19 protein-coding genes, 1 tRNA gene and 1 pseudogene are annotated in these 25,114 nt (G+C 59.7%); 16 read left to right on the top strand and 5 right to left on the bottom strand.

The genetic code is table 11. From position 1 onward, the window contains the following. The first annotated feature begins 512 nt into the window (after positions 1-512). From J4E00_RS13060 to J4E00_RS13005, 12 genes are all read left to right on the top strand, one after another. Complete coding sequence (locus J4E00_RS13060; protein WP_208175615.1) at positions 513-3,032, top strand: histidine kinase dimerization/phosphoacceptor domain -containing protein; 2,520 nt, start codon at positions 513-515, stop codon at positions 3,030-3,032. Continuing rightward, positions 3,016-5,076, top strand: coding sequence for a sigma 54-interacting transcriptional regulator (locus J4E00_RS13055; protein ID WP_208175614.1), 2,061 nt, complete (start codon positions 3,016-3,018; stop codon positions 5,074-5,076). The genes J4E00_RS13060 and J4E00_RS13055 overlap by 17 nt, the downstream gene beginning before the upstream one ends. Positions 5,077-5,466: 390 nt before the next feature. Next, complete coding sequence (locus J4E00_RS13050) at positions 5,467-5,910, top strand: DoxX family protein (RefSeq protein WP_208175613.1); 444 nt, start codon at positions 5,467-5,469, stop codon at positions 5,908-5,910. A gap of 105 nt (positions 5,911-6,015) precedes the next feature. Further along, positions 6,016-7,455 (top strand): alginate export family protein, encoded by a 1,440-nt coding sequence (locus J4E00_RS13045; protein WP_208175612.1) that lies wholly within the window; start codon positions 6,016-6,018, stop codon positions 7,453-7,455. A 158-nt stretch (positions 7,456-7,613) separates the two neighbouring features. Then, positions 7,614-8,438 carry an alpha/beta hydrolase gene (locus J4E00_RS13040; protein ID WP_208175611.1) on the top strand — a complete coding sequence of 275 codons (825 nt, stop codon included), beginning with the start codon at positions 7,614-7,616 and terminating at the stop codon, positions 8,436-8,438. A 144-nt stretch (positions 8,439-8,582) separates the two neighbouring features. Continuing rightward, complete coding sequence (locus J4E00_RS13035) at positions 8,583-9,524, top strand: alpha/beta fold hydrolase (protein ID WP_208175610.1); 942 nt, start codon at positions 8,583-8,585, stop codon at positions 9,522-9,524. Further along, the gene (locus J4E00_RS13030) at positions 9,521-11,284 is read left to right on the top strand and encodes an amidohydrolase (RefSeq protein ID WP_208175609.1); all 1,764 of its coding nucleotides are present in this window, start codon (positions 9,521-9,523) and stop codon (positions 11,282-11,284) included. Before J4E00_RS13035 ends, J4E00_RS13030 begins: the two co-directional genes overlap by 4 nt. 140 nt (positions 11,285-11,424) lie before the next feature. Further along, positions 11,425-12,444: an MBL fold metallo-hydrolase gene (locus J4E00_RS13025; protein ID WP_208175608.1), complete on the top strand. Its 1,020-nt coding sequence runs from the start codon at positions 11,425-11,427 to the stop codon at positions 12,442-12,444. A 2-nt stretch (positions 12,445-12,446) separates the two neighbouring features. After that, complete coding sequence (locus tag J4E00_RS13020) at positions 12,447-13,088, top strand: efflux RND transporter periplasmic adaptor subunit (protein ID WP_208175607.1); 642 nt, start codon at positions 12,447-12,449, stop codon at positions 13,086-13,088. Between the two features lie 60 nt (positions 13,089-13,148). Continuing rightward, a complete protein-coding gene (locus J4E00_RS13015) occupies positions 13,149-13,691 on the top strand; it encodes a cupin domain-containing protein (RefSeq protein WP_208175606.1) in 543 nt (180 codons plus the stop codon). 54 nt (positions 13,692-13,745) lie between these two features. Then, positions 13,746-14,522 (top strand): alpha/beta hydrolase, encoded by a 777-nt coding sequence (locus J4E00_RS13010; RefSeq protein ID WP_208175605.1) that lies wholly within the window; start codon positions 13,746-13,748, stop codon positions 14,520-14,522. 280 nt (positions 14,523-14,802) lie between these two features. Next, complete coding sequence (locus J4E00_RS13005; RefSeq protein ID WP_208175604.1) at positions 14,803-18,339, top strand: hypothetical protein; 3,537 nt, start codon at positions 14,803-14,805, stop codon at positions 18,337-18,339. 445 nt (positions 18,340-18,784) lie between these two features. Here the strand turns inward: J4E00_RS13005 and J4E00_RS13000 are convergent, their stop codons facing one another. Continuing rightward, entirely contained in the window at positions 18,785-19,219 is a 435-nt protein-coding gene (locus J4E00_RS13000) for a VOC family protein (RefSeq protein WP_208175603.1), read from the bottom strand. Positions 19,220-19,602: 383 nt separating this feature from the next. Here J4E00_RS13000 and J4E00_RS12995 point away from each other — a divergent pair, with 383 nt between their 5' ends. Then, the gene (locus J4E00_RS12995) at positions 19,603-19,797 is read left to right on the top strand and encodes a hypothetical protein (protein WP_208175602.1); all 195 of its coding nucleotides are present in this window, start codon (positions 19,603-19,605) and stop codon (positions 19,795-19,797) included. A gap of 54 nt (positions 19,798-19,851) precedes the next feature. Here J4E00_RS12995 and J4E00_RS12990 read toward each other — a convergent pair whose 3' ends face one another. The 3 genes and pseudogenes from J4E00_RS12990 to J4E00_RS12980 form a co-directional block, all read right to left on the bottom strand. Next, a complete protein-coding gene (locus J4E00_RS12990; RefSeq protein ID WP_208175601.1) occupies positions 19,852-20,187 on the bottom strand; it encodes a hypothetical protein in 336 nt (111 codons plus the stop codon). A 329-nt stretch (positions 20,188-20,516) separates the two neighbouring features. Then, a pseudogene (locus J4E00_RS12985) lies at positions 20,517-20,936 on the bottom strand (transposase); the annotation flags it as partial. Between the two features lie 288 nt (positions 20,937-21,224). Next, a tRNA-Val gene (locus J4E00_RS12980) sits at positions 21,225-21,299 on the bottom strand. Positions 21,300-21,480: 181 nt separating this feature from the next. Between J4E00_RS12980 and J4E00_RS12975 the strand changes: the two genes are divergently transcribed. The 3 genes from J4E00_RS12975 to J4E00_RS12965 all read left to right on the top strand — a co-directional run bounded on the left by J4E00_RS12975 (position 21,481) and on the right by J4E00_RS12965 (position 24,155). Continuing rightward, positions 21,481-22,161 carry a porin family protein gene (locus J4E00_RS12975; RefSeq protein WP_208175599.1) on the top strand — a complete coding sequence of 227 codons (681 nt, stop codon included), beginning with the start codon at positions 21,481-21,483 and terminating at the stop codon, positions 22,159-22,161. 92 nt (positions 22,162-22,253) lie between these two features. Continuing rightward, positions 22,254-22,760 (top strand): DUF6992 family protein, encoded by a 507-nt coding sequence (locus tag J4E00_RS12970; RefSeq protein WP_208175598.1) that lies wholly within the window; start codon positions 22,254-22,256, stop codon positions 22,758-22,760. A 222-nt stretch (positions 22,761-22,982) separates the two neighbouring features. Continuing rightward, positions 22,983-24,155 (top strand): alpha/beta hydrolase, encoded by a 1,173-nt coding sequence (locus J4E00_RS12965; RefSeq protein ID WP_208175597.1) that lies wholly within the window; start codon positions 22,983-22,985, stop codon positions 24,153-24,155. 114 nt (positions 24,156-24,269) lie between these two features. On the opposite strand, the gene J4E00_RS12960 is transcribed toward J4E00_RS12965, so the two are convergent. Beyond that, positions 24,270-24,848, bottom strand: coding sequence for a type 1 glutamine amidotransferase domain-containing protein (locus tag J4E00_RS12960; protein ID WP_208175596.1), 579 nt, complete (start codon positions 24,846-24,848; stop codon positions 24,270-24,272). Between the last annotated feature and the right edge of the window lie 266 nt (positions 24,849-25,114).

The following is a 25,114-nucleotide window of genomic DNA, read 5'->3' as shown; positions in this document are numbered from 1 at the left end:
TTGCGTTGCGGTTTACGTGGCTGATTTTGAGTTCAAGAGCGAGGTTTTACGTCGGTCTGCGTTGCAGGTCGGGCTAAAATGAAACGCCAGGTGCTGCGTTTCTGAACCGTGCCGACGAACCCGGAAACAACGCATGCGCTCCCTGACGTGAAGGCCGACCTTTCCTCCAGAAAACTGGAGCTTTTTGGAGGAAGCCGGATTTCTCAGTAAAAACCTGGGCGTGAATGGCCAACAGATAGCACTGTGGGGCTATTTACTGCCTTTTGCGGCTGGCACCTGGCTTGCTACTGGCCGATTGGCCATGTCCCTTTGCCCAGCCATGAGGCGGTATTGGCCCGAAGCTATTGGGAATTATAACTATTTATAATCGATGCTTTATATTTAGACAACTGCGCGCTGCTGCGCCCTTGTAATTTGGGGCAGGCTTCCAGTCAAAACGTGCCCGACGCGCTGGCAGCGCGCTACAGCTGCCAGGCCCGCTGATTTCCTTTCCAACAAATATCCTTTAGCCCATGCGCCGGCTCGCTACATTCCTCCTGGTCGGCGGCATGCTGAACCTGGCAACTCCGCCAGCAGTGGCACAGAGCCTCGAAAACAGCTCCCCGGCCCAATTGCGGCACCTGATACAAGAAGGCCGCGCCGACACCAACAAGGTGCAGGCGCTGCTCCGCCTGGGCAGCTTTTACATGAGGAAGGATGAAGTCAGCAAGCAGGAGCTGGACAGCACCCTGATGCTGGCCACGCAGGCAATGGCGCTGGGCCGCCGGCTCGGGGTGGCCAAGGGCGTGGATGGGGCACTGTTCCTGACCGGCCAGGTGTACGCCAAGCGCCAGGAAACCCACCGGGCCATGGGGCTGATGCCGAGCCTGCGCGACACCAGTAAAATCAAGCTGCTGCTGGCGTTGGGCAATGAACAGTTTCCGGAGGTCCACGGCTCCAAAGCCCGTACGGACAGTGCCTTGTTCTTCATGCAGCAAGCCATCAGGCTAAGCGCCGCGCTGGGCCAGCGCGCCTGGCAGGAAGAAAGCCAGCTTCAACTAGGTGCCCTCTACATGCGGCTCGATGATGTGGCACGGGGCGAGCCGTTTTTCCGGCAAGTCATCGGCGCCAACCAGCGGGCCGGCAACAAAACCAGCGAAATGAAGGCGTGGTACCGGATGGGCAATGGTTACGCTTATGAGGAAAGATTCAACCCGCAATATTTTGCGCAGATGCGGGCCTGCTTTCAGCCGGCGGTGGCGCTCGCCCGCCAAATTCATAACCGGGAATACGAAGGACTCGCGCGAAAGCAGCTGGCCGTCATGCTTTATTACGAAGGCAAATTGCCCCAGGCCGAAGAAGAAATGCTGCAAGTGGTAGCCATTCAAAAGGCAAGCGGCAGCAAGGAACTGCATTTCATCTATGCGTATCTGGCCAATATCAGCCAGAACCGGGGATACCTGAACCGTTCGTTGGCTTACACCCTGCAAATCATTAAAATCCTGAAAGATGAGGGCCGAATAACTGATTTGGATTATCCTTATTACAAGCTGGCCTCCATCTACTACACCACCGGCCAATTTGAAAAAACGATTGATGCACTAAAGAAATCGTTGGCAGTCAGCCACCAAAAGGGCGAAGTAGCGACCCGCGCAGCGCTGGGCATGCTGGTAAGGCTGATGACCATGACGCTGCTTAAGCAAGGCAAAGCAGCTGAAGCGCTGCTGTTTGTACAGGATATTGCCCAGAGAAAGACGTATGCCGACCCCCGCGACGATGCCTTGATAGCCGCTAGCTTTGGCGACTGCTACATGGCGCTCAAGCAATACACGCTAGCCGAGCAGTACTACCAAAAAAGCCTGGTGCTAAACAATCAGTTGGGCCCTTCGTACTCGCTGAGCTCTAACCTAAGCCTGGCGCGCTTGTACGTAGCGACCAGGCAATACGCCAAGGCAGAATCCCGTTTCAAGCAGATTGCGGCCGTTCCTCCGGGCAAGGTGCCGCTTTTGACCATTCAGGAAATCCATTTATTGGGTTATCAAACCGACTCTGCCCTGGGGCATTACCTGCCCGCCATGGCCCATTTGCGGCAGCGGGAGGCAATAAAAGACTCCATTTTCAACACGGCCAAAAGCCGGCAGATGGAGGAGCTGCAGGTGCAATTCGAAACCAAGGAAAAGGAGCAAAACATCCAGTTGCTGACGGAGAAAGGACTGCGCCAGCAGAGCAATTTGCAGCGCGCCCAAACGGCGCGCAACACCACCATTGCCGGCGCCCTGCTGCTGCTGCTGCTGCTGGCCCTGGGCTACAACCGCTACCGCCTCAAACAGCGCAGCAATCAACGGCTGGAAGCGCAGCAGCGCGAGATTAACGAGAAAAACCACTCGCTCGAAGTAGTGCTCACGGAGAAGGAATGGCTGCTGAAGGAAATCCACCACCGGGTGAAAAACAACCTGCAAATCATCATCAGCCTGCTGCAGTCGCAGAGCAAGTACCTGCTCGACGAGGCCGCCATCAACGCCATCGAGCAGAGCCAGCACCGGGTGCGCGCCATGGCCCTGATTCACCAGAAGCTGTACCGCTCCGAAAGCCTGTCGCGCATCGACATGCCGGCCTACATCAAAGAAGTGGTGGAGCAGCTCAGCGAGTGCTTCGACCCCGAAGAGCAGATTCGCTTCCGGTTTCAGCTGGCCCCGCTGGAGCTGGACGTGACCCAGGCCGTACCGCTGGGCCTGATTATCAACGAGGCCATTACCAATGCGTTGAAGTACGCTTTTCCGCCGAATTTTCGGCCCGACGGGCACGGCGGCACCGTGGATTTGACCCTGGCGGAAGTCGACGCCGGGCACTACCTGCTGGTGGTGGCCGACGACGGCGTGGGCATGCCGGCCGACGTGGACCTGCGCCGCAGCAACTCGATGGGCGCTAATATTATGCGGGGCCTCAGCAAGCAGCTGGGTGGCGACCTGCAGGTAGCCAGCGGGCGCGGCGTCACCATTTCGGTTCCTTTCACCCTTGTCCAATTGCAGCCCCATTATGCTGAAGCCTCTTGATGCCGCACCAGCCGCCGGCCGGCTGCCCCACGCCGGGGGCCGGGTGCTGATTGTGGAAGACGAATTTCTGATTGCCGATAGCCTGAAGGACATTCTGGAGGAGGCCGGCTACGTGGTGGTGGGCCTGGCCGACAGCGTGGCTGAAGCCATGCAATTGCTTGAGGAACATGAGCCCAACCTGGTGCTGCTGGATATTTACCTGAAAGGCGGCGAGCGCAGCCTGAGCCTGGCCCGGGCGCTGCAAGCCCGGCACATTCCCTTCATCTACATTTCGGCCAACTCCAACGAGAGCGTGCAAGAGGAAGTGGCCACCACCCAGCCGGCCGGCTACATCGTGAAGCCGTTTCGGAAAAAAGACCTGCTTTATACGCTGGAAATTGCCGCCTACCGCCACGCCCACGGCCTGGAGCAAAAGCTGCGCAAAGAGCAGGCCCTGCAAATAGCCCTCACCGACGCCCTGAGCGCCGACGTGCCCTGGGACGAGAAGCTGCTGCGCGTGGCCCGGCTCCTGCAGCCCCACATTCCTTTCGACCTGGTGATGCTGGGCCTCGAAGACCGGGAAACCACCCGGGCCTGCAGCTTCTTCCGCATCGGTTTTGAGGAGTACCAGACCATTCGGCCGGCTGATTTTTTGCGCATGACCGGCCTCAGCGCCGAACAATACGCCGCCTTGCGGGCCGAGCTCCCGTCTACGAAGGGCCTGGTCCTGCTCAACGGTCCGGACTTTGAGCGCGCCGGCCAAGAATCTCGCCTGATGCAGGCCATCGCCAAATCCTTCAAGGTCGAAGCCAACCTTCTGCTGACTTTGCCCACCGCGCAGGGCCACACCTTCACGGTGGCTTTTTATAGCCGCCAGCCGCAGCCCTACCAGCCCGCGCACCTGGAAATACTCGACCGCCTGCGCCAGTCCATGCGGCTGACCTTGGAGCGCGTGCTGGCTTTTGATGAGATTGCACGACTGAGCGAGCAGCTGGGGCGCGAAAACCGCTACCTGCAGGAGGAAGTGCGCACGACAGCCAATTTCGAAGAAATCATCGGCACGAGCGCTCCATTGCTGGCGGTGTTCAAACAGGTGGCGCAGGTGGCCCCTGCCGACACGTCGGTGCTGATTTTGGGCGAGAGCGGGACGGGCAAGGAGTTGTTCGCGCGGGCCGTGCACAACCTGTCGCCTCGTCGGCACAAGCTGCTGGTGAAGGTGAACTGCGCCACGCTGCCGGCCAATCTCATCGAATCAGAATTGTTCGGGCACGAGAAAGGCGCTTTTACGGGCGCCACGGAGCGGCGCATTGGCAAGTTTGAGCTGGCGCACCGGGGCACCATCTTCCTGGATGAAATCGGCGAGATGCCGCTGGATTTGCAGACCCGGCTGCTGCGGGTGCTCCAGGAGAAAGAGATTGAGCGCCTGGGCGGCACCGGGCCCATTAAAACCGATGTGCGCATCATTGCCGCCACCAACCGCCACCTCGAAAAAGAAGTAGCGGAAGGTCGGTTTCGACTCGATTTATACTACCGATTGAGCGTGTTCCCGCTGCACCTGCCGCCGCTCCGCGACCGGTCGGAGGACATTGCCCAGCTAGCTCAATTCTTCGCGCAGAAATATTGCCGCCGCGCTGGCAAACCCTACCACGGCATCAGCACCTCCGCTCTGGCCGAGTTGCTGGCATACTCCTGGCCGGGCAATATTCGGGAACTGGAAAACATTATTGAGCAGGCTGTTATCATCAACGACGGCCAATGCCCGCTTACTCTTGGACGCCCGCTGGTCAGCAGCTGGCCAGCGAGTGGCCCAACCAGCGCCCCCACGCCCGGCCTCTACTTCGCGCCCCCAGCCAAAGCCGAACCCAAAACTCTGGCTGAAGTCAAGCACCGGTACGACGAAACGGAGCGCGACACCATCCTCGCCGCCCTGACCAGCGCCAATGGCCGCATCCGGGGCAGTGGCGGTGCGGCCGAACTGCTCAACCTCAAGCCCACCACCCTGGAATACCGCATGGAGAAGCTCGGCATCCGGAAAGCATCTGCATCGGAGAATCCAGAAAGCTAAAAATAGCTCTGAAAAACTCCAGAAAACTGGAGAGGAGTTGATTACGCCTCAACAACACGACCTTTTACAATCAGCTATAAAACAGCTATTTGCAATAAAAATAAGGTGATGTACATGTTCATGTAGCGCCGCTATTGAATTGGCATAGTTTTGACAATTAGCTAAGAAGGCAGAACCTAATGACTACGATATATGATGTCGTATTTGGATAGTTGGTATTAACCAATCAGGCCTGCTCAACGATACCCTGAACCACTGGGAGCCTCCTCAAAGCTCCTCATTGCTCACTGCTGGATTATTCAATTTTCGCATTCCAAATGCGACCGGGAATTCCCTTGCCTAAAAAATCGGGCTGGCCTCTGCATATCCAAGTAACCATCCAACTGCATTATGAACACGCTACGCACCTGGCCCACAGTGCTTTTGGCTCCCAGCTCCTCGGAGCTGGGCACTGACTTCGCCTTGCTGGTTTTCCGGTTATTGGCGGGGTTTGCCCTCTTCCGGGTGCACGGGTTGGACAAGCTCCTGCACTTCCAGCACGAAGCGGCCACCATTCCCGACCCGTTTGGGCTGGGCGGCCAGTTTAACGCGGCTTTTGCGGTTTTCAGCGATGTGGTTTGTGCTCTGCTGGTGATGCTAGGCCTATTGGCCCGTCCTGCCGCGCTGGGCGTGCTCAGCACCACGCTGGTAGGCCTGCTGGTGGTGCACCTGCACGATTCCTGGGACTTGAAAGATGCGCCCCTGACTTATGCCACCATGTTTTTGCTGGTGCTGCTGGCCGGTCCCGGACGGTTCTCTCTGGATGCGCAGCTGGCCCGCCGTCGGTCCTCTTAGCACAACGCTCAAGGCCGTTGGTAGTTCGCGCCTCTGCTTCGCTAACCCGTTCCGCTACGCGAGCTAATGAGTTCGCGCTACAACCCTGCCTAATCCTTTATCGCTATGAAACATACGTTTACTGTTTTTTGCCGCTGGGTGCCAGTTCTGGCGTTCGGCCTGAGTGCTGCAACTGCGCTGGCCCAGGTCTCCTCCGAAGCAGTGCTGGATGCCGTGCCGAAGGCGCCGGAATATCAATTGGAGCGAGCCAAGGAGGACTACCGCTACCTGGCCGAGGGTTCGGCCGTGCCGCACGACTTCTTCGACCCTATCAAGTTCATACCGCTATCCACCACCAGGAAAAGCTACCTGAGCATTGGCGGCGAAATCCGGGAGCAGTACCAGTGGCTGAACCACACGAGTTGGGGCGAGGGCGTGGAGGACCACGGCGGCTATCTGCTGCAACGCTACATGCTGCACGCCGACGCACATTTCGGAACGCATTTCCGGGTGTTTGGCCAACTCAAAAGCGGGCTGACTACCGGCAAAAACGCCCCCCCCGAACTCACGGAGGAAGACCGGCTCGATGTGCACCAGGCCTTTGTGGATGTGCGCGTGGGCTCGCCCGAAAAGGACCTGACCCTGCGGCTGGGGCGCCAGGAAATGGTTTATGGCTCGTCGCGGCTGGTGTCGCTGCGGGAAGGCCCCAACGTGCGCCAGACCTTCGACGGGGCGCGGCTGATGCTGCACCAGCCGCAAAGTCAGCTCGATGCCTTTGTGACCCGCCCGGCCACCACCAAACCCGGCCTGTTCGACGACGAACCCAACCGCGACGTCTGGTTCTGGGGACTCTATGGGGTGAAGCGCCTAGCCCCGCTGCATGGCGGCCTCGACCTGTACTACCTCGGCCTGGATAAGGCGCAGAGCCGCTTTCAGCAGGGCAGCGCACCCGAGCGGCGGCACTCGGTAGGCGCACGGCTTTGGGGCACGCACCAGGCGTGGCGCTACAACGCGGAGGCAGTGTACCAGTTCGGGCACTTCGGGACTGGCGACATTCGGGCCTGGACAGCTTCCGGCGAGTTTGGCTACGCTCTGGCAGCCCTGCCCTGGAAGCCGGAGCTGGCCCTGCGCACCGAGTTCATCAGCGGCGACCGGGACCCGGCCAACCGCACGCTGCAAACCTTCAACCCGCTGTTTCCCAAGGGCGCTTATTTCGGCCAGATTGCGCTGGTGGGCCCGGCCAACCTGATGGATGTGCACCCCATGCTACTGCTGCATCCGCCCGTCGGCAACAACCTGAGCATTCTACTGGACTGGGACTTCTTCTGGCGGGCCAGTCGCGCCGATGGCTTCTATACCATGCCCTACGTGCTGGAACGCCCCGGCAACCCCAGCCAGTCGCGCTACATCGGCGACCAGATGACCATTCAGGCCGATTGGGACGTGCATCGCCACGTGCAGGTCGAGCTGTTCCTCACCTATTTCCACGCCGGCGCTTTCCTCCAACAGTCCGGCCAGGGCCGCGACATCACCTTCTTTTCCCCCCGCGTCACCTATCGCTTTTAAAGGCAAAAAAATGCTTTAGAACGGTCATACTGAGCGCAGCCGAAGCATCTCTACCGCTTCGTTGCAGCGATTGGGATTAGTCCTGTAGTAGAGTTGCTTCGACTGCGTTCAGCATGGCCGTTCCTTGGTTCTCCCTACCATCCCAACCCATTTCAGCAATGTCCTACAGCAACTCCAAAACCATCGTATTCATCACTGGCGCGTTCGTGAGCAGCAGTTGCTGGGACGACTGGAAGGCCTGTTTCGAAAGCAACGGCTACACCTGCTACGTGCCGGCCTGGCCCCACAAAAACGCCTCGGTAGCTACGCTCCGGGCCAGGCAGCCCAACCCGGAAATTGCCTCCATTCGCCTGGCGCAGTTGGAAGAGTATTTCGCGAATTTCGTGCAGCAGCTGCCGGAGAAGCCCATTCTCATTGGCCATTCCATGGGTGGGCTGCTGACGCAGCTGCTATTGCAGCGAGATTTGGCGGCGGCGGGCGTGGCCATTCATTCGGTGCCGCCGCAGGGCGTCGTCACGTTCAAGTGGTCGTTTTTCCGGTCGGTATGGGGGCCGCTGGGTTTGTTCACGCCGCTGGATGAAGCTTTCCTGATGTCGTTCGGCCAATGGCGGTACGCCTTCACCAACGGCATGCCACCGGGCCAGCAGGAAGCGGCCTACGAGCGGTTCATCATCCCCGAGTCAAAGCGTATTGCCCGCGACGGCCTCACCAGCGCCGCCAGGGTGGATTTCGACCGGCCGCATGCCCCGCTCCTGTTCTTGGCCGGCAGCACCGACCACATCATTCCTGCCTCGCTGAACTACTCGAATTTTAAGCGCTACACCCACGTCGGCTCCGTCACGGAATACCACGAATTCGAGGGCCGCAACCACTTTGTGCTCGGTCAGCAGACCTGGCAGGAAGACGCCCGCTTCATCCTCTGCTGGCTCCGGATGCAGCCAGCCGTTTCTCAGGCAATGAAGTACGAGGACATTGCCATTTAACCCTTTTGCGCCTGGTGTCCGCTTCAGAATAATCGGCGGCTAAGCGCTGCCAACCCCCATCAAGTTGCCATTTAAAAACCTGGTTTCCGACCGGGCAGGCATGCTATTGCTCATTCTGTCCATCTTTTAACTAACCCTTTTTTCATGAAAAAGCTCTTTAAACAACTCGCTTTCATGCTGCTCGGCATCCTACTGACCGGACCAGTGCGGGCACAGAAGCCAGCTTCGCCGCCGTCTAACTTCAAGCACCAGACTGCCACCGTCAACGGCGTGAGCATTCACTACGTCATCGGCGGGAAGGGGGCGCCGCTGATGCTGGTGCACGGCTTCGGGCAGAACTGGTACATGTGGAACCGACTGCTGCCGGAGCTCTCTAAGCATTTCACTGTCATTGCGCCGGACCTGCGCGGCGTGGGCGAATCGGGCAAGCCGGCCGGTGGGTACGACAAGAAAAACATGGCCACCGACCTGCACGAACTGGCCAAAAAGCTCGGCTACCAGAGCATCAACCTGGCCGGGCACGACATCGGCCTGATGGTGGCCTACGCCTACGCCGCGCAGTACCCGGCCGACGTGAAAAAGGTGGCCCTGATGGATGCGCTGCTACCCGGCGTGGAGCCGGTGTGGCATCAGATATCCACTACGGCCTGGCACTTCGGGTTCTTCTCCCGGCCCGTAGCCGGTGCGCTGGTGGCCGGGCAGGAGCGGCTGTTTCTTACCGACTTCTGGCCGCAGGTGGGGCATGCCAAGAACCTGTTTACCAAGGTAGAATCCGATGAGTTTATCCGTTCCTACGCCCAGCCCGGCGGCATCACGGGCAGCTTTCGCTGGTTTGCCGCTTTCCCGCAGGATGCCAAGGACAACCTGCAGCTCATGAAGCACAAGCTGCCCATGCCACTGCTGGCCATGGGCGGGCAGTTCTACTCCGCGCCCTTCCTGGCCGACCATTGCCGCTTGGTGGCCGCCAACGTGACCGAGGCCAAAATCCCGGGCGCCGGCCACTGGGTGGTACAGGAAAACACACCGGCCGTGCAACAGGCCCTGCTCGATTTCTTCCTGACCAAGCAACCCACCGCCCTGCGATGAAACGCCTGCTCCTGCTGCCGCTGCTGCTAGCTACACTAGCCGCCGTAGCCCAAACCAAGGCCGACCTGATTATCTACAACGGCCACGTTGCCACCATGGCCAAAGCGGGCGAATTCCGCCAAGCGGTGGCCGTAAAGGACGGGCTCATTCTCGACGTGGGCACGTCGCAACAGCTGCTGGCCGCCTACAAGTCGCCCCAAACCAAGCTGATTGATGCACACGGCAAAACCGTGGTACCGGGCCTGAACGACAGCCACATCCACATCATCCGCGAGGGCCTGCACTTCAACAGCGAGCTGCGCTGGGATGGTGTAAAAACCCTGAAGCGGGCGCTCGAAATGCTGACTGAGCAGGCGGCTCGCACCCCGCCGGGTGTGTGGGTGAAGGTAATTGGCGGCTGGAATGAGTTTCAGTTTGCCGAAAAGCGCCAGCCGACGTTGGCCGAAATCAACGCCGCCGTGCCCGATAAGCCGGTGTTCATTACCTACCTCTACGGCAAGGCCTTTCTCAACAAAAAGGGCATTGAAACGCTGGGCTACACCAAGGACACGCACTACGAAGGCAGCCTGCTGGAACTGGACGAGGCCGGTATCCCGACGGGCCTGATGTACGCCAAGGAAACGCCCAAGGCCATTTATACCACGCTGGCCCTCACCACCCGGCTCTCGCCCGAGGAGCGGCTGAACAGCACCCAGCAGTTCTACCGTGAACTGAACAGCTTCGGCCTCACCAGCGCCGTGGACGCGGCCGGCGGCGGCCAGAATTTCCCCGACGACTACGGCGTGGCCCTGGAGCTGGCCCGCCAAGGCAAGCTCACCGTGCGCACTTCCTACTACCTCTTCGCCCAGCAAAAGGGCAAGGAATTGCAGGATTATGAAAAGTGGGTGGCCAGCAACCAGGTCAACAAAAACGACCAGCTGCTGACGCCCAACGGCTTCGTAACCGAAGGCGCGGGCGAGAACCTGGTAGCCTCAGCCGCCGATTTCGAGAATTTCCTGGAGCCGCGCATTGTGCTCTCGCCCGAGATGGAAGGCGACCTGGAACCGGTCATCCGGCTGCTGGTACGCAACCGCTGGCCCTTCCGCCTGCACGCCACCTACGGCGAGTCGATTGACCGCATGCTCACGGTGTTTGAGAAGGTGAATGCCGACACACCGTTCAATGGCCTGCGCTGGTTTTTCGACCACGCCGAAACCATCACCGACGCCGAGCTGGTGCGCGTGAAAAAGCTGGGCGGCGGCGTGGCGGTGCAGTTTCGGATGTACTTCCAGGGTGAGCTGTACAACAAGCTCAATGGCCCACCGGCTACGCAGCTGCCACCCATCCGCAAGATGCTGGCGCTGGGCATTCCGGTGGGCATGGGCACCGATGCGCCCCGGATTTCGACCTACAACCCCTGGATGGCGCTGCACTGGCTGCTCACCGGCCAAACGCTGGGCGGAATGCAGTTCTGGCCCAAAGACCAGGTGCTGGACCGCTTCACGGCGCTGCAGCTCTACACGGCAGGCAGCGCCTGGTTTTCGGGCGAGGAAAAACAGAAGGGCAAGCTCGTAAAAGGCATGTATGCCGACCTAGCGGTGCTATCTGACAATTACTTCACCGCCAGCCCTGAGCAGGTGCGCAAAATCGAATCCGAGTTGACCGTGGTCAACGGCCGGGTAGTGTACGCGGCGGGCGACTTTCGCGCCCTTGACCCCATCCATCCGGCCGTGATTCCGGCCTGGTCGCCGGTCAAGTACTACGGTGGCTACCAGCGCTAATCAATCCGGTCATGGCAGCCATGGCGAGCGCAGTCGAGGCATCTCGCTTGCCCAAGTAATCCAATCAAAGGAGTCGCTGCTGCACGCGAGATGCCTCGGCTGCGCTCGGCATGACCGGCCTTTTATCCCCCTAAAATGACATGAAAACTGCCTCATTGCTACTCCTGGCCAGCCTCATCGCGACCTGGCTATTTCCCGCTGCCAGTTTGGCCCAAGTGCCGCTGCCGCCGGCTGTGCCCATATGGGACGCCAATAAGGTGACGCTGACGCTACACAAAATCACCGATGGTGTGTATGCCGTCATTCCAGCCACGGCGGAGCGGGAGACGACCAAGGGCATTCCGCAGGCCACTACGGGCGGCTTTATCATCGGCGACAAGGGCGTACTGATGATTGAAACCATGCTCACCAAGCGGCTTTTCGACCAGCAAATCAAACTGCTGCGTACCGTTACGCAGAAGCCGATTCTGTACGCGGTGAACACCAGCGACCACGGCGACCACTGCTTCACCAATTACCTGCTGCCGGCCTCGACGCTCATCATCCAGAACGAGTTTGCCAAGGAAAACCTGCGCCAGAACTACGCGGGCATCAAGCAGTTCATGGTCCGGCTTTTTGGCACTGGGCGCGGCATTGAAGCTACTACCTACCGGCCGGCCGACATTACCATTGCCAAGAACAACTCGCTGAAGCTCGACTTGGGCGGTGGCAAGGTAGTCGAATTCCTGAACGGCGGCACGGCCCAATCGCCGGCCGATTTGTTCGTCTGGCTGCCCTCAGCTAAGGTTTTCTGGGCTGGCAATCCCTTCATTGCCGAGGCCCCGACCATTCCCTGGCTCTTCGACGGCTACTTCCTGGAACCCGCCGCGAACCTGCGCAAGATGTACGACTTCCTGCCCGCCGATGCCATTGTGGTGCCCGGCCACGGCCGCATCACGACCAAAGCCGGCATCAAGTACACCATTGACTACGTGGCGGCCCTGCAAAGCCAGGTGGAAGCCGCCGTAAGCCAAGGCCTCACGTTGGAGCAAACCCGGCAGGCCGTCACGCTCCGCGAGTTCGACAAAGGCTATGTGCTGTTCAATTGGCTGCACAGCAATTTCAATTTGCCGAACGCTTATAAGGACATCAGCACCAACAAAGCCACGGGCAAACGCTAGCCGTGAACACGCGCCTCTTTTCCAGCATCTGCGGGGGCCTGGTGCTGCTGGGCATCCTGAAATACCTGGAGCCGCTGGCTGATGCCCCATCGCCAGCAGACCGTGAGCCGGTACTGGAAACCGGGTTGGCTGGGCCTTCAATTGATTCCACCCTGCTCGTCACCACGGGCCGGGTGGGCGCCGGGGGCGAGGAGTCGTTGCGGGCCCGCACCGCCGGACGGGTGCAGCGGGTGTACTTCTGCGGCGGCGAGTACGTTCGGCGCGGACAGGTACTGGCCCGGCTCTACAACTACTCGTTTGTCATCGCGCCCCGCACGGGATTTCTGGGGCCCTCCTACATCAGCGCCGGGCAGTACCTGACGCCCGCCACACTGGTAACTACGCTGTCTCGGCGTAGCGACCTGGTAGTTTCAGTGCTGCTGCCCGGCAGCTGGCGGGCCGGCGTTCGGGTTGGCGACTCGGCGCGGGTATGGGCACCAGCCCCACCGGCCCGGGTCAGCACCGGGGTGGTGGAGCGCGTGGGGCCGGCCGGAACCGGCGACGTACCGATGGAAATAAAGCTCCTCTCCCGTGCCCCTTTCCGCATCGGGGAGCGGGTGTACGTGCGGGTGCAGGACCGGCGGGAAGAGGTGGCTGTTCAGTAGCGGACCCACCGAAGTTTAATGCAGGACACGAGGAAACTTCCTCTAAATCAGTCGAATGTCATGCAACGAAAAATCATCAATCCAGTCATCCAGGACACGGTCACCTTCGTCCGAACATCGGCGGAAACGGCTGGCAGGTTCACCGAGCTGGTGCTTACACTGCGGCCCGGTGGTGGACCGCCGCCGCACTTTCATACCCGGTTTACGGAAACCTTCACGGCCATTGAGGGCGAATTGGTTATCAACACCAGTGCAGCGCAGCCCCTGGTGCTGCGGCCGGGCGACTCATACACCGTGCCCATCGGGGCGGTGCACAGCTTCACCAATGCCAGCGCGCAGGAAATCACGTTTCGGGCCGTCATCCGGCCTGGTCACGAGGGGTTTGAGAATTCCTTGCGCCTTGTGTACGGCTTGGCCGCTGATGGACTGACCGATGCCAAATCGGTGCCGAAGCAGTTCACGCACCTTGCCATCATGGCCGTGCTGGGCGACCTGAATTTGCCCGGCTTAAGGCGCGTGCTGGCACCTGTGTTACGCTGGGTGGCGCACCGCGCCCAGCGCAAGGGTACCATGCAGGCGCTGCTGGCCAAGTACCTCATCTAGGTATAGAAAGCAGCTTTTACTTTTTGCCAACCTGACTTTTCACGACAAACAACTATGAATTCTTTTCCTATCAAACGTGCCGCGTTCGCCTTGCTGAGCGTCGGCCTGTTGCAAGCCGGCGATGCTTCCGCCCAGGCTCCTGCTAAAAATATCGTCCTCGTCCACGGTGCCTTCGCCGACGGGTCTGGTTGGGAGGGCGTGGCCAATATCCTGAAGAGTCGGGGCTACACGGTGACCATCGTGCAAAACCCGCTGACCTCGCTGGATGACGACGTAGCAGCCGTGAACCGGGCGCTGGTCCGGCAAAACGGCCCTACCGTGCTGGTAGGGCACTCTTGGGCCGGGTCGGTTATCACCCAAGCCGGGGCGTCGGCTAAAGTAGCCAGCCTGGTGTATGTGAATGCCTACCAGCCCGATGCTGGCGAAACCACGCTACAATGGGCCATGTCGGCGCCGCCTGCGCCCGAAAATGGCATCCTCCCGCCCGATGAATCCGGTTTTATCTACTACGACCAGGCCAAGTTTCACGCCGGTTTCTGCGCCGATGTGAGCAAGGAAAAGGCGGCGTTTATGTATGCCTCGCAGGGCCCGGTGGCGGCCAAGTGCTTCGGCACGCCGCTGACGCAGGCTGCCTGGAAAACCAAGCCCGCCTGGGCTGTGCTGGCCCGCGACGACAAAAGCATCAATCCAGACATTCAGCGCAAGATGTACCAACGCTCCCACACTACTGTCACCGAGTTGCGGGGCAGCCACGTCGTTTTCATTGCGCAGCCCAAAGCGGTGGCCGACGTCATTGAAGCGGCGGCAAAAGGAGCCAGTCAGAAACAGTAACTCACCCTTTTGAAATGCTCACTGTCATGAGCACCGGCTCCTTAAACTGTGGCATAGCGCGTAGCAACAGCTGGCTTTTAGCACTTGTTAATCAGACGAATAAAAAGGTACCGCGCTGTCAGAATCGTCCGTAAAGCTGTCACCGTAATCGGGCAACAATCATTGACCAAAAGCGCTGGCATCATGTCTACAATGTGATGCTGAGAGCCTGAGCATTCTGCCCGTATCAGTGCGGAACGAAGAATAGCCCATTATATTCATGCAGGTAAATTAGCCTATCATGCACAGGTATAATGTCGTTGCAGGCTTGCTATTCGGCCTGAGCTTTCTATTCATTCTAGTAGCGGAGGCGCAGTCGGGCACGGCTTGCACCGTATTTGTGGTAGGCGGTGCGGGGCGCGGAACGGCTCCGCAGCTTGCCCAAACCCTGCGTGCCGTGGAGCTGCAAGCCGCTGCCCTGAATGGCCATAGCACCCTGGTACTGCTGGACGACCGCCTCGGGCGTACTCTGCTGCCGGCGGCGGGCGCACCAGCGTCTTCAGCCCAGGTCGCGCTACTGGCCCAGCTTCATGGCTTTCCGGGCCGGTTGGTGGTCGTACCCGGCGGCCTCGACGATGCTCGTGACGAGCAGTTGGCCCGGCTGCTGGCCACTCCGGCCGGCCGCCCCGGCGCGGTAATGCCCGAAGCGCCCTGCCCTGGCCCGGCCGAGCTGGCCCTCGACGCCCAGCACACCCTGGTGGTACTCAACACCGGCTGGTGGCTGCGGCAACCCGAATCCGGCACGACACCCACTACTTGCGAAGCCCAGAGCAGCACCGAGGTATTGGCCCAGCTGAACGATGTGCTTCGTCGCAACCAGGGGCGCCATGTGCTGCTGGTGGGGCAGCACCCGCTAGCCCGCGCCAGCTGGACTCTGCCCCTGCTGCCCAACCCCGGCTACCACCAGTTGCGGCGCTCGCTCCGCGGTACGCTCGAGCACTACCCCGGTCTCGTTTACATCAGCGGTCAGGGCCGCCGCCACGCCCGCTACGACGAGGAAAACGCCCTGCACTACTTCATCAGCAGCACGGCAGCACCTGTTACCAAGCCCACCCCGGCCGTAGCAGCACCACCCGCAACGCCAGTCGGCGACGGCTTCACGCGACTTGAGTACGCGCCCAATGGCCAGGTTAAGGCCACCTACTGGCGGCCCGATACCGAGCATCCGGCCGGTGCAATGGCAGCGGAGCAGCACTGGACTGACCCCAGCGTTGCAGTGAACGAGAACCCCGATACCCTCCAGCGGGCCGCCACGCCGCCTGCTACGGCGGTGGTTCGGGGCAGCAACCGCTACCAGGCCGGCCGGTTCAGAATCTGGCTCCAGGGAGCCAACTACCGCCGCGAGTGGCAACAGCCCGTGCGCGTGCCGGTGCTAAACCTAGCCACGGCCTACGGCGGCCTGACGCCCCTCAAGCACGGCGGGGGCTACCAGACCAAGTCCTTGCGCCTGCGCGCCGCCAATGGCCAGGAATTTGTGCTCCGCTCGATAGATAAAAACACCGATGCTTCGGTGCCTGGCTTTTTACACGAGACTTTTGCGGCGGCTATTGTACAGGACCAGATTTCGGCGGCCCACCCTTATGCGGCCTTGATGGTGCCCCCGCTGGCCGAAGCGGCGGGCGTAGGCCACACCACTCCCCAGCTCATCCTCGTGCCCGATGACCCGCGCCTGGGCATTTACCGCCGCGAGTTTGCGGGCACCCTGGCCCTACTCGAAGCCCGCGACCCGGCCCCGCCGCGCAGCTTCCCGGGCCGCCCCGCAAACCGGCGCTACAGCACCACCGAGGTACTGGCCCAGCTGCAAGCCAGCGCCCGCAACCGCGTCGACCAGCGGGCTGTGCTGCGGGCTCGCCTGCTGGATATGGTGCTGGCCGACTGGGACCGCCACGACGACCAGTGGCGCTGGCTGGCCTACCCCTTGCCGGAGGGTGGTAAGCTGTTTCGCCCTCTGCCCCGCGACCGCGACCAGGCCCTGTTTGTGAACGAGGGCGTGCTGCCCCGGCAGGCCAGTGTAGAGTCACTGCTGCCGCGGCTGCAGGGCTTCAGCAACGGCTTTCGCAATGTGAACAGTTTCAACTACCAGGCCCGTTACTTCGACCGTTCTTTTCTGACCGGGCTGAGCCGCACCGATTGGCAGACGCTGGCCGATTCGGTGCAAGCAAGTCTGACCGATGCGGTGCTGGACCAAGGCCTCCGCCAGTGGCCCGATTCCATTTACCGTTTGTCGGGGCCCATCATTTTGGCCAAGCTCCAGGCTCACCGGGCGCAGCTGCCAATCTGGGCCGACCAATACTACCGTTTCCTGGCTCAGGCCGTGGACGTAGTGGGCAGCGACGAACGCGAGGAATTTGAAGTGATGCGCCAGGATAATGCCCACACGCAAGTCACGGTGTATGCCCGGCCTCTAGCGGGCTCGCGGGGAGTCGTGCGCTACCAACGCACCTTCTCCACCGAGGAAACCGCGGAAATCCGGCTTTACGGCCAGGGCGGTGCGGATGTATTTGTTTTGAATGGCCTGGTTGCGCACGGCCCAACGGTGCGCGTGGTAGGCGGTGAGGGCGTGGATACGCTGCGCGATGCCTCGGCAGTGAGCGCCGGGCGGCACACCGTCGTGGCCTATGACACCCCAACGGGCCTGGTTGCCGCCGCCCATGGCTCCGATACCAAGCTGCATCTGGCAGCGCAGCCCGACATTAATGCTTACAACCGCACCGCGTTTCAGTACCCCTACGCCGGCCCGCTGTATCCCTGGAGCTATAATGTCGACGATGGATTATTCGTGGGTGTGGGCTTGCTGCTGAAGCGGCCGGGCTTTCGCAAATCCCCTTGGGCCGCCACCCACCAGTTTACCGGCAATGTGGCCTTGCGCACCGGCGCGTTCAACTTTGCCTACGACGGGCTGCTGACCCACGCCGTGGGCTCGTTCGATTTGCAGCTGCGGGCGGCGGTGCAGGCCCCCAACTACGTGCGCAGCTTCTACGGCCTGGGCAACGATACCCACCTGGTGCCTGACCAGCCCACCAGCGCCCCCTACTACCGGGTGCGGTTTCGCAACCTGACGGCCGCCGCCCTGCTTCGTCACACCATCGGACGGCGCGGCGTGGCATTTGGCGGCCCTATTTATCAGGGCGTTGATGTAGAAAACAGTCCTGGCCGTATTCTCGACCAAAGCATCGATGCGCGCCTGCGGCCTGCTACACTGCTGGCCGTTAAGCAATACCTGGGAGCCCGCCTGGGCTATGAGCTAAGAGGCCTCCACACGCAGGCCGAACTGCCCCAAGGCATTCACTGGCAAACGGAACTGCTGGCTCTGCGCCCACTCACCGCCACTGCCCAGCCGCTCACCCAGCTCACGTCAAACCTGACCCTCTACCGCAGCTTCCGCTTCCCCTTGCGCCTGACCCTGGCCACCCGTTTCGGGGGCACTGTCAACTTTGGCGATTATGAGTTTTTCCAGGCCGCCACGCTGGGGGGCCTAACCAACCTGCGCGGCTACGGCCGCACCCGCTTTGCCGGCAGCCAGAGTGCGTACAACAACACGGAGCTGCGCCTGCAGCTCGCACGCTTCCGCAGCTACTTCTTGCCGGCCACCCTGGGGCTACTGGCCTTCCACGATGTGGGACGCGTGTGGGTGCCTGGCGAACACTCCAACAGCTGGCACCGGGGGTACGGCCCGGGTTTGTGGCTGGCGCCCACGCCGCAGGTGGTCATCGCGGCCATGTACGGCATCTCGGAAGAAGACCGTCTGCCACTCGTTCGGCTGGGCTTCCTGTTTTGAGGCAGGCACTTGTTGTAGCAAGGCATTTTAGCTCAGCCTGACAGAATAGGGAGCAGAACGGCAAGATGGTTAACCAGCACATCGAGGTCAAACACCAGGGCCCAATAGCTCACTTACAAAACCCCGACCATTTGGCCGGAGCTTTTTCATTGTATGTACATCAATGGTTGTCGTACCTTTGTCCCATAAGTACCCCGCACGGGCTGGAAATGTGGAAAGGACCTGCTTGTGCGGCGGTGTGTTGGCTGAACCGGTGGGGTAGACACCGCTCGGCCGCGCCCGCTGCTTTAAGGCCATCGTTGTGATACGGTGGCCTTTTTTATTGCCGTTTTCTTAGCTTGGAACGCGCAGAAAAAAGGCCCCGCTCGGATTGAGCGGGGCCTTTAGTTGAATGGTACGCCTCAACAGCCGTTGGGGCTGGAAGCAATCCAAACGCTCGCAGCAGCTATTGCGCGGCGGCTTCGGCAGGGGCCTGTTGGGCGAGGGTGAGGTCCATGTGCAGTACGTTCCAGAGGTGGCCGTCGAGGTCCTGAAAGTTGCGGTCGTACATGAATTCCATTTCGTTTTCCGGCTGTTGCGGCACGGAGTGTCCCCCGGCGGCTAGAGCCGCGTCCGCGAGGCGGTCAACCTCAGCGCGGCTATCAACCGACAGGCAGATAATCATTTCGTTGGCTTGGCGGGCATCAACCAGCGGCTTGGCCGTGAATGTCTGGAAAAACGGCTCGACCAGCAGCATCACGTTCACGGTGTCGCTGATGACCATGCAGGTGCCCCTTTCGTCGGTCATCTCTGGATTGAAGCTAAACCCGAGCTGGGTAAAAAAAGCCACCGAAGCGTTAAGGTCTTTGACGGGCAGATTGATAAAAATATTAGTTGCCATGTGGAAGTTGGTTAAGTGGGTACAGGGCAAAATTACGAACCGAATCAACCCGCAAAGGTGGCCGAATACGACAAAATGCAGGGGCATTTGCGCCAATTTTTTTAGCAATTTTGGAATACTAAAAAAGCTTGGGGCAACTGCTGGCACCACTCGGTGCTAGGTACCCAGTACTGCAGTTGTACGCACATAGCATAATCCGGCAGGTGGGTCGAGCCTGTAGCAATCAGAATAACCTAAACCATTACTAACAAGTGCGCCGCGAAAAAGAACTACACCTACGGCCACCTGTCACGCACTGCCTGTGTGGGCATGAGCACACTGCTGAAAACACATACGCCAGCCCAAAGGGCCATCGTCATTGTAACACTTGCCGCCGTGAACGGGTGGCCAACCAGGCGGCCATCGTGGCTGCTCTGCGCGGCATCGGCGCCTCCGTCCTGCACCTGCACCAGCTCAAGAACTGCTTTAACCTACTCGTGGGCTACCGAGGCGGCACCTTCCTGCTGGAAGTCAAGGACCTTGCCCAGCCGCCGAGCAAGCGCCAGCTCACCGAAGGCGAGTCGCATTTCAAAGCCTAGTGGCGGGCAGCGCTTACCACATGGGCCACCGCGTGGACGAGGCGCTGGGCATAGTTACGGCTTTGGGGCCTTGACGAACAACAGGGTGGTGAAGCTGCCGGCAGCCGTCGGCGTCGCCGTAAACGTGCTCTGCAACGAATAACCCTCTTGGTAGAGCTTGAACAAGGCACTGTAATACCCTTTGCCGGATTTGGTCAAATTCTTCTCTGTTGTTCCGCTGTCGAATTTCAGAATCTCGCTCTGGTCCGGCCCCCGAACAATCACCAATTCGACCCACGTCTCATACTCATACACCCGCACCACGGCAATCTCCGGGTTTGTTACCTGCGCCTTGACCGAACGCCCCCACAGTGCCAGCAGGCACGCCCCTAACCAGAACAGCTTTTTCATGGGACCGAATGTAGTGCCCCACTCCCAGAAACTACCCACGCTCGCCATGACCTATGCAAGCCCTTTCCCCACCGTCGAGGCTATAGAACCAGCGATTACAACTACATCGCCTAGCACTACCGCAACGAAACGGCTGCAGCGTTAGCCGCACCATTGGGCCGCACCACGGGCAGCCTCTACGAGTACATCTCCCGCTACCCGGAGCTGCGCAAGCACGGGAAGTTTTGAGATTGCCGTAGCAAGGTAGGATGTCTAGAAATTAGGTGGTCCTTCGCAATAAACAATAGCTCCTCAACTAACTAAAGTGTGAAGACAGTCGACGCAACCAGTCAAGGGCAGCTAGCAGGTGGGCGGTAGCTAAAAAAGAGACGACCGTTTTTTTCGTAGCGGGTAGCGAAGCCCCATGCCTCTTTGATGCGTCTAAAAAAGCGCTCGATTTTGTTGCGGTCCGCGTAGCGGTTGCGGTCGTAGGCGCGCTGGTTCAGGTGGCCTGCTTTGGGTAGAATAACTAGCGCTGCGCTCTGGTCGGGAATGGCTTGCAAGACGTTATTCGAGTCATACGCCTTGTCACACATGACGGCGTCTAGCGGCTGGGCTAACGCTGCCAGCAGGGCCGGTAATTGCGTTCTGTCGGCGCGGTCAGCGGCGGTAAGGGCCAGCGCAAGCAGTTGCCTAACGCGTCGACTACGGCATGGACTTTTGTGCCGAAGCCCCCGCGACTGCGGCCGAGACATTCGGCGCCGGCCCCACTTTTTTTGCCCGCGGCGGCTTTATGGGCCTTAACGGTAGTCGAGTCCACGAGCACCTACTCATAATCAAGCTCCTGCCCGGCCCAAAGAAGTGCCTCCCAGACCCCAGCGATGCATAGTCCCAGTGTGAGATGGGTCAGGCTTCGGCTAAAGACAGCCGGACTCTTCTGCCACTGGACACAGACCAACTCATGCGAGGCAGTGCATTTGTGTGTGCTACCTGTTTCACATAAAACCGGGGGCCACTTAATAAAAAACCGCTCATACATCATGCATGAGCGGTTTTCGTGAGGCGTATTGGGCTCGAACCAACGACCTCCACCGTGTCAGGGTGGCGCTCTGAACCAACTGAGCTAACACCCCGGAATGGCCTTGCCAAGTGACAAAGCGGCCCCAAAGGTAGCACGCCGTGAGCCATGCGCAACGTTTTTTTGGCAGCACTTTCGGCAGCAGGCAACTTTCTGAGCGCGGTAAAGTATAGTGGCAAACGGGAATAGTAATCTTCCCGGGCCGTTGGCCTCATTTTCTTCTTCCTCTTTCACCCATGAAAAAGACGCTTCTCATTATCCTGCTGGCAATTGCTTCGGCACCAGCTGTTTTTGCACAGGCTGCCCCCGGCGGCGCCACTTCCTCAAAAGACTACACCGGTGGCAGAACCACTGACTCGCGCAATACTGGCTTTGGCGTAAAAGGCGGCTACAACCTTAATGGCTTGCGTGGCGATGACATTTCGGGCATCAACCGTAACTCGCACAGCGACTTCCACGCCGGTGTATATGGCCAGTTTGGCTTCAATGACTTTTCCTCGGTGCAGGTTGAGTTGCTTTATTCGCGCCTTGGCTTCGCGGCCAACACCGGCGCAGGCAACGTGCAGCAGACCTACCGCACCACCTACCTACAGTTGCCCATTATGTACGTGGGTAATTTCACCGACAACATCAGCTTTCACGTTGGTCCGCAGGCGTCGCTGCTTATCAACGCGACCAAAGAGGGTGAGTCGTTGGGCTTGGCAGATAACGGGTTCAACACTTTCGACTTTGGTGGCGTAGGAGGCTTGGAAGCCCGCGTTGGTCCGGCACGCATCGGTGCCCGCTATAACTTGAGCCTGGGCAAATTATTCGAGGATAATATCTCAGCCGGCAAAGCTGTTAATCCTGCTTTCGGCAACGCCAAAATCTATAATAACCTGCTGCAGGTGTACGTGGGCATCGGCTTTACCCAATAAGCGGCCGGCGTTTTGCCCCAGCACGTTTTCACAAAAAGGAAGCCCATTGGCTTCCTTTTTTGTTGTTTCATGTCGCCACTTATCAACCCCTCATGCCTCTCCCTCCTGCTCCCGAAATTGCAACATTCTTTCAGGCGCGTGAGCTGCTGATTGGCAGAGGACTGGCTGTGCTTGCGGCGTGGGCCTTGCTCAACCTGATTGGAAGCGGATACCTGGTACGACAGGCTGACCGGCGCCTCGCGCGCTATTATTTCCACGGCATGAACGTGATGTGGGGAGCCATCAATGCAGCGCTGGCTTGCTGGGGCATTCTGCAACTGCATTTTCGAGTACCGGTCGGGCTAACGGTAGCCGAGCTTTTCCGGACCCAGTTGTTTTATGAAAACCTATTTCTGCTCAATGCTGGGCTGGACGTGGCCTACGTGATGACGGGCTACTACCTCCGGGCGCAGGCGGCCAGCACCGGGCAGCGTCCGGAGCGACTGCTTGGCTTCGGGCAGGCGCTGTGGGTGCAGGGTGGATTTCTGCTGGTTTTCGATGCAGTGATGTGGATTGCCCTGCACTGGCAGAGCCGGGAACTGTTCACACTGTTAGGGTAGCCTAATAAAAATCAAATTGATAATCTCAAAATGGGATTATCGACCCAATTTGAGAAAACAGCTATTCTGTTCGCAGAGCAAACCAGTATGTAAGTCGACAAAAGGGGCTGGTTCAGCTTAAAGCAGGCTGACAAACCACGCAGGCGAAGGAATTTTGGGCATTCTTCCGAATCACCTCTAGCAAGCTAATCGGAATTTTTACCTGCTACTTCGCTTTGCATCATGCGTACCATTCTCTTCATCATTGCTTCATTCTTTGCCTTATCCATTTTTGGGACACAGGCTAAGCCACTTGACCGAGCCGAAGCCGTGGTGCTTACTTCACCGGCTGGCGGCGTGCGCCTCAATGGTGTATTGCGCTTGCCAAACGGTCCCGGCCCGTTTCCGGCGGCCGTGTTGCTTCCTGAGCGAGGCTCTGACGACCGCAATGCCAATTCAGCCGACAATCAGCTGTTGAGCAGCCTCGCCGACTACCTGGTAAGCCAGGGCGTTGTTGTGCTGCGCCTGCATGAGCGCGGCATTGGTGGCTCCGAAGGCTCCACGACCACGACCACCGTAGCCGAACGCTCGGCTGATGCCATTGCGGCCCTCAACTACCTGCGCACCCGGCCCCAGGTTGATGTGACGCGTCTTGGCCTCATCGGCCACGGGGAAGGCGGCAACGTGGCCCTGCTGGCCGGTGCCCAGCCGCTGGCACCCACGTTTGTAGTAGCCTTGGGCGCGACTGGCCTGCCCGGCCGCGAGCTACTGGCCAACCAGCCGGTGATGTATGGCAAGGTAATGGGCCAGGACTCGACCGACGCGCAGCGCCAACACAAATACCGGCTTGAGATGGTAGCGGCGGAGCAGGCAGCCGCCAAAATGCGTGCCCAGGGCTCTAATTCTGCTCAGGTCCAAACCTACCTCGACCAGCAGCGCCTGCGCCAGAAGGTGGCCATGCGCCGCGACGAGGAAGCGCTGGTAAAGCACCAGCGGGCCATGCTCGAAATTGTGCGCCAAACCCCCGATAATGCCCAGGCGCAAGCCATTCTCAGCAACATGCTCCGCCAGCGCTACCCCAACATTGCGCCAGCCGATGTGCAGGCCAGCGTGCAAACCCTGACCACGCCTGCCTACCGCAGCTACCTGGCTTTCGACCCCCAGCCCACCCTGCCGGAAGTGAAATGCCCTGTGCTGCTGCTGCAAGGCGACGACGACACAGAGGTAAACCCGACCGTAAACCTAAGCCTGCTCAAGAAAGGACTGCGTGGCAACGCCCGCGTGACCGAAATACACGTGCCCGGCATCAACCACGCCCTGCAGCTGACGGCGGCGGAAGCAGCGGGTATGTCGCCCGCTCCGGTTTCACCCGATGCGCAAGCCAGCATCAATGCCTGGATTCTGGGGCAGAAGTAATTTCGCCACCTGTCATCCTTTGCTCCGCGCAAGATGAGGTGACAAGTGCAAACGCAAAAAGGCCCGGCAATGGAATTTGCCGGGCCTTTTTGCGTTTTGAAAACCATGTAAATACTAGTTGTGGCCGCCGTGTTGGGGCTCGAGCATTTCTTCCACAATCTTCTTGTTGAAGGCGGGAATGTCCTCGGGTTTGCGGCTGGTGATGAGGCCGTGGTCGGTCACTACTTCGGAGTCCTCCCAGTGGGCACCGGCATTTTTGAGGTCGGTATGGACGCTAGGCCAACTTGTGACGCGCTTGCCGCGCACCACATCGGCCTCTACCAGCAGCCAGGGGCCGTGGCAGATGGCCGCCAGCACTTTGCCAGAACCCGCAAATTCCTTCACAAAGCTTACCACATCCTTATTGGTGCGCAGGATGTCGGGGTTCATCTGGCCGCCGGGCAGTACGAGGGCGTCATAATCGGCTGGCTTCACGTCGGTGATAACTTTATCAACGTCGACTTTATCGCCCCAGTCCTTATTGGGACCGTCCCAGCCTTTGATGGAACCGCTTTTGAGGGAGATGACGTGGATTTCGGCGCCTTCGCCTTCGAGGTATTTTTTGGGTTCGTCGAGTTCGGCCTGCTCGAAGCCGTCGGTGGCAATGATGGCAATTTTCTTGCCCTTGAGTTTGTCGCTGCTGAAGATGCTCATGCGTGTGGCTAGTGAAGGAGTAGGATGCGGAAGGAAATCTTCCTGCCCTTTCTGTACGCCCGGCCCGGTCCCGGGTTTTGATAAAATCCGGGCTTCCATCGCTCAATCCTGGGCTTGCATCGCCCAATGCCGGCTAAATCATGCCCGTTTTACCAAGCACGACGGTACCAAACTATGGTCGGGCTCAATGCGCAAATGCTCGGCCCAACCGGGCCAACCGGCGAGTGCGCTTTGGCAGCCTTCTGCCACGCTACACTTTTGATAAA

The sequence above is a fragment of the Hymenobacter negativus genome (assembly GCF_017571495.1).
In the GTDB taxonomy this organism is placed as follows: Bacteria; Bacteroidota; Bacteroidia; order Cytophagales; family Hymenobacteraceae; genus Hymenobacter; species Hymenobacter negativus.
This window is presented reverse-complemented; position numbering and strand designations above follow the sequence as displayed.

Bases quoted from the DNA above. Each gene is read 5' to 3' on its own strand.
- J4E00_RS13050 (WP_208175613.1), top strand. From the start codon at position 5,467: ATGAACACGCTACGCACCTGGCCCACAGTGCTTTTGGCTCCCAGCTCC.
- J4E00_RS13055 (WP_208175614.1), top strand. From the start codon at position 3,016: ATGCTGAAGCCTCTTGATGCCGCACCAGCCGCCGGCCGGCTGCCCCAC.
- J4E00_RS12965 (WP_208175597.1), top strand. From the start codon at position 22,983: ATGCGTACCATTCTCTTCATCATTGCTTCATTCTTTGCCTTATCCATT.
- J4E00_RS13045 (WP_208175612.1), top strand. From the start codon at position 6,016: ATGAAACATACGTTTACTGTTTTTTGCCGCTGGGTGCCAGTTCTGGCG.
- J4E00_RS12990 (WP_208175601.1), bottom strand. From the start codon at position 20,187: ATGAAAAAGCTGTTCTGGTTAGGGGCGTGCCTGCTGGCACTGTGGGGG.
- J4E00_RS13005 (WP_208175604.1), top strand. From the start codon at position 14,803: ATGCACAGGTATAATGTCGTTGCAGGCTTGCTATTCGGCCTGAGCTTT.
- J4E00_RS13060 (WP_208175615.1), top strand. From the start codon at position 513: ATGCGCCGGCTCGCTACATTCCTCCTGGTCGGCGGCATGCTGAACCTG.
- J4E00_RS13010 (WP_208175605.1), top strand. From the start codon at position 13,746: ATGAATTCTTTTCCTATCAAACGTGCCGCGTTCGCCTTGCTGAGCGTC.
- J4E00_RS13000 (WP_208175603.1), bottom strand. From the start codon at position 19,219: ATGGCAACTAATATTTTTATCAATCTGCCCGTCAAAGACCTTAACGCT.
- J4E00_RS12975 (WP_208175599.1), top strand. From the start codon at position 21,481: ATGAAAAAGACGCTTCTCATTATCCTGCTGGCAATTGCTTCGGCACCA.
- J4E00_RS13030 (WP_208175609.1), top strand. From the start codon at position 9,521: ATGAAACGCCTGCTCCTGCTGCCGCTGCTGCTAGCTACACTAGCCGCC.
- J4E00_RS13015 (WP_208175606.1), top strand. From the start codon at position 13,149: ATGCAACGAAAAATCATCAATCCAGTCATCCAGGACACGGTCACCTTC.
- J4E00_RS12960 (WP_208175596.1), bottom strand. From the start codon at position 24,848: ATGAGCATCTTCAGCAGCGACAAACTCAAGGGCAAGAAAATTGCCATC.
- J4E00_RS13040 (WP_208175611.1), top strand. From the start codon at position 7,614: ATGTCCTACAGCAACTCCAAAACCATCGTATTCATCACTGGCGCGTTC.
- J4E00_RS13025 (WP_208175608.1), top strand. From the start codon at position 11,425: ATGAAAACTGCCTCATTGCTACTCCTGGCCAGCCTCATCGCGACCTGG.
- J4E00_RS13035 (WP_208175610.1), top strand. From the start codon at position 8,583: ATGAAAAAGCTCTTTAAACAACTCGCTTTCATGCTGCTCGGCATCCTA.
- J4E00_RS12970 (WP_208175598.1), top strand. From the start codon at position 22,254: ATGCCTCTCCCTCCTGCTCCCGAAATTGCAACATTCTTTCAGGCGCGT.